Origin of the sequence: Streptomyces sp. NPDC003247, assembly GCF_042888135.1 — a bacterium.
Taxonomy (GTDB): Bacteria; Actinomycetota; Actinomycetes; order Streptomycetales; family Streptomycetaceae; genus Streptomyces.
In genome coordinates, this window is sequence record NZ_JBIAPF010000009.1 from 299,409 (window position 1) to 308,006 (window position 8,598).

The 8,598-nt window shown below is 70.8% G+C and carries 5 protein-coding genes; 3 read left to right on the forward strand and 2 right to left on the reverse strand.

The genetic code is table 11. From position 1 onward, the window contains the following. The first annotated feature begins 139 nt into the window (after positions 1-139). Together ACFYWQ_RS29520 and ACFYWQ_RS29525 are read left to right on the forward strand one after the other, a co-directional pair. The gene (locus tag ACFYWQ_RS29520) at positions 140-352 is read left to right on the forward strand and encodes a YncE family protein (RefSeq protein WP_389520466.1); all 213 of its coding nucleotides are present in this window, start codon (positions 140-142) and stop codon (positions 350-352) included. Between the two features lie 313 nt (positions 353-665). Then, on the forward strand, positions 666-2,012 hold the full coding sequence (locus tag ACFYWQ_RS29525) for a DUF3500 domain-containing protein (RefSeq protein WP_389520467.1): 1,347 nt from the start codon (positions 666-668) through the stop codon (positions 2,010-2,012). A gap of 124 nt (positions 2,013-2,136) precedes the next feature. Here ACFYWQ_RS29525 and ACFYWQ_RS29530 read toward each other — a convergent pair whose 3' ends face one another. Next, entirely contained in the window at positions 2,137-3,414 is a 1,278-nt protein-coding gene (locus ACFYWQ_RS29530; RefSeq protein WP_389520468.1) for a hypothetical protein, read from the reverse strand. A gap of 744 nt (positions 3,415-4,158) precedes the next feature. On the opposite strand from ACFYWQ_RS29530, the gene ACFYWQ_RS29535 reads away from it, so the two are divergent. After that, a complete protein-coding gene (locus ACFYWQ_RS29535; protein WP_389520470.1) occupies positions 4,159-7,503 on the forward strand; it encodes a right-handed parallel beta-helix repeat-containing protein in 3,345 nt (1,114 codons plus the stop codon). Positions 7,504-7,565: 62 nt separating this feature from the next. On the opposite strand, the gene ACFYWQ_RS29540 is transcribed toward ACFYWQ_RS29535, so the two are convergent. Then, the gene (locus tag ACFYWQ_RS29540) at positions 7,566-8,555 is read right to left on the reverse strand and encodes a type VII secretion system-associated protein (protein ID WP_389520472.1); all 990 of its coding nucleotides are present in this window, start codon (positions 8,553-8,555) and stop codon (positions 7,566-7,568) included. Between the last annotated feature and the right edge of the window lie 43 nt (positions 8,556-8,598).

An 8,598-nucleotide genomic window follows, 5' to 3' on the forward strand; every position in this document is an offset into this window, starting at 1 on the left:
CCCTGGGACAGACGCGAAAGTCCCTGAAAACGATGGGCCGGCCCTCACAGAAACTTAGGACTACGGCACCAAGGTCCACGGCATCGAGGTCGACCCGAGCACCCACCAGGTCTACGCCGTCGCCCCGACGGACGACGCGGTGCTGGTCCTGGAACTGGACACCCAGCGCAACAAGCTCTACGTCGACAACTTCGGCGACGGCACGGTCTCCGTCATCAACACCTCCTCCGGCGAAATCACCAAGACCGTCACCGTGGGCACGTTCCCCCTCGGCGTGACCACCGACTCCGACACGGACACCACCCTGGTCGCCAACCGCACGGACGGCACGGTCTCCGTCCTGCGCGGCTGACCCCCGCCGTCCCACGGCGGCATCGACCCGCAACACGGCCCATATCCGCCCGGGGCGCCCATCGCCCGGGGCCACACCGCGTCATGGAAACCGTCCTTTTCCCCGGCGCAGGCGAGAACCCGCATCGCCTGATCAGTGTTTCGGGCACTCCGCACAAGGCTCGAACACCAGAGGACACGCGATCACTGCTCCCACTGTGGGGATTTCATGACCGGCCTTTCATTCGTGTCTCAGATCGCTGCGACACAGTCGCGGAGGCGGCCCAGCCGCTGAGCTGAAGCAACACCAGAACCACACTGAGGAGTTCACCGTCATGCCTGATATCGACGCGGACGACAACACGGTGCCGCACGAGGAGACACCGCTGGGAGCCGACGCCGACCGCCGTGGCTTCATGCGCCGGGTCTTCCTCGCGGGCGGAGCCGCCGCTTTCACCGCCATGGGCGGCGCGGGCGCGGTGGCGTTCGCCGACGACAGCGGCTCCACCGCCACGCCGACGGTGACTCCCAGTGCCAGTGCGAGCGGCACTCCCGGCGGCGGCTCCGGTCACAGCGGCAGTGGTGTCCTCGCGAAGCAGACCATCACCGAGGACTTCTTCGGTCTGACCACCGACGGCAAGCGCATCGACGACCTCTTCACGGTGCACTCCCAGGGCGTCGACACTGCACCGGTCATCTCCGCCGCCACAGCGTTCCTGGCCGGGCTCACCGACGATCAGAAGACCACGGCCCAGTTCACCGTCCAGTCCACCGAGTGGCGGCAGTGGAGCAACCTCGACCCTGGCGAGTTCGAGCGCCAGGGCGTCTCCCTGGCCGAACTGACCGATGCCCAGAACGCCCTGGGCACGGCCATGCTGAAGGCGGCGCTCAGCGCCGAGGGCCTGGAGACCACGGAGAAGATCCGTCGCATCAACAAGGCCGCCGGTGAGCTGGTGGGCAAGAGCGACGTCTTCAACGACGAGCTGTTCTACTGGACCGTCATGGGCACACCTTCGGCGACCGAACCGTGGGGATTCCAGCTCGACGGCCACCACCTGGCCGTCAACTACTTCGTCCTCGGCGACCAAGTGGTCATGAGCCCCTGCTTCTGGGGATCGGAGCCGACCTCCATGGAGATCGACGGCGAGACCGTCTCCGTCTGCCAGGAGGAGGTCGAGGCCAGCCTCGCCTTCATCCAGTCCCTCACCACCGCCCAGCAGAAGACCGCCATCGTCTCGGCCACCAAGGCCAACGAGGACATGCAAGCCGGCGCCTTCGCGGACAACGCGGTGGAGGAGTACGCCGGCATCCGCGCCACCGCCCTCACCGCGGCCCAGAAAGAGAAGCTCCTCGCGGTGGCCGAAGCCTTCGCGGGCCGCGCCAAGGCCGATGTCGCCAAGACCCGCATGGCCGAGATCCGCAACCACCTCGACGACACCTACGCCGCCTGGATCGGCGCGACCGGCGACGACGACCCCTTCTATCTGCGCATCCACAGCCCGGTCATCTGGCTGGAAGTAGATTGCCAGGCGGCCGGTCCCCTCGGCCCCGCCTACGGCAAGACCCGCGCCGACGGCCCCAGCCAGAAGCACGTCCACTCCGTCATCCGTACACCCAACGGCAACGACTACGGCAGGGAACTCCTCCGTCAGCACTACCTCACCTCCCCCCACCACCGGTGAGGGATCACGCCTGACCGAGCCGACATCGTGACCCCCGGTGAGCCGGCAAGCCACCGCCCACCGGGGGTCACGAGCCTTGGCCGCACAGGGCCCCGGCGGCGGCGACCGGCTGTCGGTGGCGGGTCTACTTCCGCTGCTGGAAGATCCATTCCCTGACGCCCTCAATGGTGTAGGCGATCGGCCAGGTCGAGTTGTGCTCGACGGTTCCGAACTTCTCCTTGGAAGCCTCGGTCACGGTTGTGCCCTTCTCGAACGTGACGTAGTTGACCGAGGCGCCCTTCGCCGCGATGGCGTCTACATCCCGGGCGAACTGAGCGGCCGTGGACTTCCCGTTCCAGGTCGCGCGGCTCACCTCCGTGCCGGCCTTCTCGATGACGGACATGATGGCGTCCTCGCCGGGATACGCCTTGGTGTCGCCCTGGGAGACGGTCACGAAGAGGTTCTTCTCGGCGAGTGGGGCAGCCTCGGAGGAGGGCCACTGACCGGCGACGACCCACGAGGCGCCGAACAGGTCGGGATAGTTGATGTTCAGTCCGAGGGTCAGCATCGCGCCCATGGACTGCCCGGTGCAGTACACCCGGTCGGAGTCGATGCTGTACTCGGCCGTCAGCTTCTGAACGAGACGGGCCGTGGCGTCGAAGTACGACGTCGGCTTGTAGTCGTCGCCGACAACCACCTCCGGGTACTGGGGTGCCAGGACGAACGCCGGGCGCTTGGCCTGGTCTTCGGGGCTCGCCCAGCACACCGCGCCGAGCCCCTGCACGAGCGTGGCTGTCGTGACGGTGCTGACCACGCTCGCGTCGTGCATGAACAGGACGAGGGGATACGACTTGCTCTCGTCGAGATCCTTCGGGATGAACAGGTTGTAGGGCAGAGTCTCGCCGGTCTGGGAATCCGTGTACGAGAACTGCTGGAAGTCGTCGACGATCAGGTTCACGGTCTCGGTGGTGACGAGCTTCGTGCTGCCGCCCGAGTAGGACGCGCCGCCGGTGGTCGTGACGCTGCCCGTCCGGGTGACCGTCCCCTTCGCCGCTCTGGCACCCTTGGCTCCGCCCTTCTGGCCGACCTGCGGGCCCCCGGAGGCGGCGGAGCTGCTCCCCGAGGAGGCCGACGGTGACGCCGAGCCGGAGCTCTCGCCCGTGCCCGTCTTGCCGCTGCCGCTGTCGTCACCCCACAACGCCGCGCCGCTGTCGTCGGGGGACAGCTCGACGATGACGTACTTGCCATTGCGCCCCTGATCGGCCAGCGCCGCGGTGGTGTTGGCGTAGACCTTGGTGACGGTCCGTCCGTCGACCTTGAACGACGACTTCGTCAGCTTGGACGTGTCGATGCCGGTGTCGTACTCCAAGGCCACCGCGATGAATTTCTGGCCATCGCCGTAGACCTGAGTGATAGCGGTCACGTTTTTGACATGCTGATCCCCCGATTCGGAATCATCCGAATCGGAACCGCAGGCGGCAGCTCCTGCCGTGATCGCCATTGTCGTGCCCATTACCTGAGCGAGGAACGCTCGCCGCGTGCCCATTATTACAATCCCTTTCGCCAGCGCTAAATACCGTCCCGAGAGAAACAGATTCACCTGAGAATCCCCTTTGTCGGGCTTGGACCTTGTCCTACGTGATGAGGCGGTCGTTGACCGCGGTACGGGGCGGGGAACGCTGCGTGAGATCGACGCCTCGGTTCTGCGGACCTTCAAGGCAGCGCTGCTCACAAGGGTCGAGGTGTCGACCGCAGCTGGAAGCGTGCGCTCGCCGCCGCCGGGCTGATCAAGCCTGTGCGCGAGAAGGTGCTACACGACGGCAACCGGGTTCGCCGGGTCCCGCGCTACGCCGCCCCACGCGAGGACATGTTCCACGTCCTCCGCCACACCTGCGCGAGGGTGCAGCCGGAGGCCGGCGAGTCGGTCGTCAGCCTGTCGAAGTGGCTCGGTCGCCCGGGGCGGGCTCGCGGTGAACATCATCGAGTGCCAGGGAGCACAGGCGGGGGCACTGGCTGCGCGCAGCGGTCGGTTCTGGTCAGTTCTTACGCACACCTCTGTGCCTACGATCCGGTCACCCGGTGCCGCCGCCGGCCCGGGTGGGTGAACCACAGTCGTCGGTGCCGCGTCGTCCGCGCACGCGCGTACGTGGCTCAGAGAGGTTGGACAGTGTCACGGCAGGTGCTCATGGTCTGCCCGGAACGCCCGGACGGCTACCGTACGATCGGCGCGGCCGTGGCGCAGGCGCGCACGGGAGCCGTGATCAGCGTGGCCCCCGGACGCTATGCCGAGAACCTCACCATCCGGACCAGGGTGACGATCGTCGCCGAGGGCGAGCGGGACAGCGTCGAGGTATGTCCGCGTCTCGGCAGCGCGGTGACCGTCATGGCCGAGGAGGTCATGCTCACCGGTCTGCTGCTGCGCGGCGGCGACGAGGACGTGCCGGTGGTCGACGCGCCGCGCGGCCAGGTGGCCCTGGAGCGCTGCACCGTGGTCGGCTCCGGCTGGGCCGCCGTCCTGGCCCGGATGTCGGGATCGCTGGCCATGCGGGGCTGCCGTGTGACCAATCCGGCGGGCGCGGGAGTGGTGGACATCGCGCCGGGCGGCAGTGTCGTCGAGGACTGCCAGATCGAGCATCTGGGCTCGTCCGCGGTCGTCCTCGGCGAACGTTCCCGCACGGTCGTGCGGAACTGCCGGCTGCGCGACGCGCGCGGCAACGGCGTGCTCGCCAACGGCGAGGCGCGGGGCTCGGTCGAGGACTGCGAGATCTCCGCCACCGACAAGCCCGGCATCGCCCTGGAGGCCCTGAGCGGCACCACGGTGCTGCGCACCACCGTCCGCGACGTCTCCACCGGCGTCTACGTCACCTCGACCGCCCGCACGGTCCTGGAGGACGTCACCGTCACCGGGACCTCGGAGGCCGGGATCGTGGTGTCCTCGGGCGGCGATCCCACCCTGCGCCGCTGCCGTACGGTGCGGACGGCGGCGGCCGGACTCGTGGTCGACGAGCGGTCCCGGGGGACCTTCGAGGAGTGCGAGTTCCTGTCGGCGACCGGTTCCGCGATCCGGGTGGGCGGGGGCGCGACGCCCGTCTTCGACCGGGCCGTGGTGCGGGACTGCGCCGACCGGAGGGCCGCCGTGCTCGTCATGGACGACTCCGCCCCCGAGTTCGACCGGCTGGAGGTCGCGGACGCGGCCGGGGTCGCCGTGTCCGTGCGTTCGGGCGCCAACCCCCTGCTGCACAGGGCCGTGATCTCCGCGCCGGGCGGGAACGGCGTGGAGGTGGGCGACGGCGGACGCGGCAGGCTGGAGGGCTGCCGCGTCGAGGGCGCGAAGGGCTCCGCGGTCCTGGTCTCCGAGGGCGGCGGCCTCCATGTGGGTGACAGCCGGCTGCTCGGGTCGGGCGAGGCGGGCGTGACCCTCGCCGCCGGCGGGCGGGTGACCGTCCGGGACTCCGTCGTCGAGGGCAGCTCCGGCTCCGGGATCACCGTGGCCGACGGCGCGGAACTGGCCGCGACCCGCTGCCGGATCACCGGCTCCGGCGCGCACGGGATCCTGGTGTCCGCGGGCGGCAGGGCGGTCGTCTCCGGTTGCGAGGCGTCGGCCGGCCTCGGCGACGGCATCCGGGTGGACTCGGCGGAGGCGGTCTCCGTGACCGGCTGCACCGTGCGCGACAACCGGGGCGCCGGACTGCGCCAGACCCGCGCCGGCGAGCGGCTGTCCGTCGAGGACCTGTCCAGCCACGACAACGCCACCCCGGACACCTGGGGCGCGCCGTTCACCGACGGCGGCGGCCGGGAGGCACCGGCGGGCTCCGGCGCCGCGGGCGGGTCCGGCGGGGCGGGCGGGCCCGGCGGGGCGGGCCGGGGCGCTCCGGCCTCGGGGCCGATGGCCGAACTGGAGGCGCTGGTCGGCCTGGAGGGCGTCAAGCAGCAGGTCTCCACCCTCGTCCACCTCAACCAGCTGGCGCAGCGGCGCGCGAAGCTGGGCATGCCGGTGCCGCCGATGAGCCGCCACCTGGTCTTCGCCGGACCGCCCGGCACCGGCAAGACCACCGTGGCCCGGCTCTACGGCGGGATCCTCGCCTCGCTCGGCGTGCTGCGCTCCGGGCACCTGGTGGAGGTGTCGCGGGCCGACCTGGTGGCCCAGGTCATCGGCGGTACGGCCATCAAGACGACCGAGGCGTTCAAGGAGGCGCTCGGCGGTGTGCTGTTCGTGGACGAGGCGTACACCCTGCTGTCCGACAGCAAGGGGTCCGGCGCCGACTTCGGCCGCGAGGCGATCGACACCCTGGTGAAGCTCATGGAGGACCACCGGGACGACGTCGTCGTGGTGGTCGCCGGGTACACGGCGGAGATGGAGTCGTTCCTCAGCGCGAACGCCGGTCTGGCCTCGCGGTTCACCCGCAGCATCGAGTTCACCGACTACTCCGACGCGGACATGGTCACCATCACGGAGAACATGTGCGCGGCCCACCGCTACGAGCTGCATCCGAGCACCCGGGAGGCGCTCGCCCTGCTCTACCGGCGGATGCCGCGTGACGCCTCCTTCGGCAACGGCCGTGAGGCCCGCCGGGTGTTCGAGGAGATGATCGACCGGCAGGCCGTCCGTCTGGCGGCGATGGTGGATCCGGCGGAGAGCGACCTGGCGCTGCTGCTGCCCGCCGACGTCGGCGCCGACGAGACCGGCACGCCCCAGGACGCGGCCCGTGATCCGCAGACCCTGCTCGCGGGACTGGACGCCATGGTGGGGCTGCACGCGGTCAAGCGGGAGGTCGGCGACCTGGTGAGCGTGCTGGCGGCGGCCCGGCAGCGGGAGGCCGTCGGGCTGCCCGCGCCGAAGCTCAGCCACCACCTGGTCTTCGCGGGCCCGCCCGGCACCGGCAAGACCACCGTGGCCCGGCTCTACGCCGACCTGCTGCACTCCCTCGGCGTGCTGCCGCGCGGCCAGCTGGTCGAGGTGGCGCGCGCCGACCTGGTGGGCCGGTACGTCGGCCACACCGCCCAGTTGACCCGCGAGGTCTTCGAACGGGCCCTGGGCGGCGTGCTGTTCATCGACGAGGCGTACACGCTGACGCCCGAGAACGCGCCCTCCGACTTCGGCCGGGAAGCCGTCGACACCCTGCTGAAACTGATGGAGGACCACCGGAACGACGTCGTCGTCATCGTCGCCGGATACACCGAGGAGATGCGCCGCTTCCTCGCCTCCAACCCCGGTCTCGGCTCCCGGTTCTCCCGCCATGTGCGCTTCGAGGACTACTCCACCGAGGAGTTGGTGACCATCGTGCGGACACAGGCGGCCGAGGCGGGCTACACCTGCGGCCCGGAGACCGTCGAGGCGCTGTACGAGCACCTCGACGCGCTGCCCCGCGACCGGTCCTTCGGCAACGCCCGCACGGCACGGCAGCTGCTCCAGTCGATGACCACCGGGCAGGCCCGCCGGCTGGGGGCGATGGCCTCGCCGGGGCTGGAGGACCTCCAGGCACTGCTGCCGGAGGACCTGGCGGCGTACTGACCCCTCCCCGCGGGGAGTCGGGGAACGCCGTGGCCCGGGTGCGGGCCACGGCGTTCCGCGCGTCAGCGGGAGGAGGGGGACATCAGCGCGGCGGCCGCGGTGTCGGCGAGGGTGAGGGTGCCGGGGGTGGGGGCAGGAGCGGGAGCGTGAGCGGGTTCGGCGGCCGGTTCGGGCTCGGGCTCGGGCTCGGGAGAGGTGTCGGGGGCGGAGGTTCCGGTCGCGGGCGCGGGTGCGGATCCGGTGGTGTCGACGCGGGGGGCCGCGGGGACGACCTCGGAGACCCCGGAGTCGAGTTCGGGGTCGTTTTCGGGTTCGGGTTCGGGGTCGTTTTCGGGTTCGAGTTCGGTTTCGGGCTCGGTTTCGGTTTCGGGCTCGGGTTCGGTCTGGTGGTCCGCGCGGTCGATCGCCCGTCGCAGGGCCTCCGGGTCCACGCACATCGACACCGAGGCCGAGGCGTTGAGGTAGAGCTGGTGGCCCTCGGGGAGGCGGGCCGCGAGGTCGGGTACGTCGTGGATCTCGTACGTCAGCCGTCCCGCGCCGGTCAGATGGGCCTCCGAGGTGAACGCGAGCACCACCGGGGTGCCGTCCGGGGCGACCGCGGTCACCGGCTCACCGGCCGGGGTGACGAAGACCGCGACCTCGGCCCCGGCCAGCAGGTCGGGCACCTCGTCGTCCTGGCCGTAGCCCGCCGCGGCCCGCTGTACGGCGTCGTCGACGGCGTCGGTCGGCCGTGCCCAGCCCCGCGCCGTGGGCGACGGTACGTAGTCCGGATTGTGCCGCCACTCCACCAACTGCCCGGTGTCGTCGGCACGCCACTCCCCCACCACGGTCCACCCCGGCGGCGGCCACTCACCGGTCCAGGCGGGGTCGGGCAGGCCGAACCAGTGGCCGGGGGCCTCCTCGGCGGCCTCGACCACATGCCGGGGCGCGTCGGGCATCGGCGCGCCGGTGCCGGGGTCCCGCGCCAGGTCCTCCGGGTCGACCGGGCGGCTGACGAGCGGCGGAGGCGCGTCCTCGGGCTCCTCCGTCGGGACGTCGGTGTCGTTCGTCATGGGCTGGTTCCTCTGGTGGTCGTCTGATGGTTGTCGGGACGGG

What these genes read in the sequence shown, in the direction of transcription:
- ACFYWQ_RS29525 (WP_389520467.1), top strand. Translation starts at nt 666, where the DNA reads ATGCCTGATATCGACGCGGACGACAACACGGTGCCGCACGAGGAGACA.
- ACFYWQ_RS29540 (WP_389520472.1), bottom strand. Translation starts at nt 8,555, where the DNA reads ATGACGAACGACACCGACGTCCCGACGGAGGAGCCCGAGGACGCGCCT.